The organism is Priestia sp. SIMBA_032 (assembly GCF_046535215.1).
Lineage (GTDB): Bacteria > Bacillota > Bacilli > Bacillales > Bacillaceae_H > Priestia > Priestia aryabhattai.
Map to the genome: position 1 here is coordinate 1 of NZ_JAWRXD010000209.1, position 385 is coordinate 385.

A 385-nucleotide genomic window follows, 5' to 3' on the forward strand; every position below is an offset into this window, starting at 1 on the left:
GGTCCAGGTGACGGCCTCGGCGAAGGCCAGGGTGCGGAACAAGGTGCGGGGTGTCATCAGGCTCTCTCGGTCGGGAGTTTTCTGCTGCGATGCCGCCGGGCAGTTGCATACCAACGGGCTGTCAGTATCGTATCGCGGCAGTGTCCCGCCTTCCCCACGGAAGCCCGGCCATGGGATCAAGATCAACCTTTCGATGGACCCGTCACGGCCGCCGGAACCGTGCGGACGGAGCCGGCCGCCGGACGAAGGACTACTTCCGGTACGTCAGCGGCTCCGTGATCCAGTCCAGGTCCTTCCACCGCTCCAGCCGCTGCACGATGCTGAAACTTGAGCGGCAGAAATCCGCCACCGCCTGCTGCGGATCCGGAGAATCGAAGGCATCCTC

At 64.9% G+C, this 385-nt stretch carries 1 protein-coding gene; it reads right to left on the reverse strand.

Annotated features, from left to right (window positions below):
- Positions 1 to 182: 182 nt before the first annotated feature.
- Positions 183 to 385 (reverse strand): hypothetical protein (locus SB717_RS34035; RefSeq protein ID WP_410907226.1); only part of this gene is annotated, 203 nt, incomplete at its 5' end.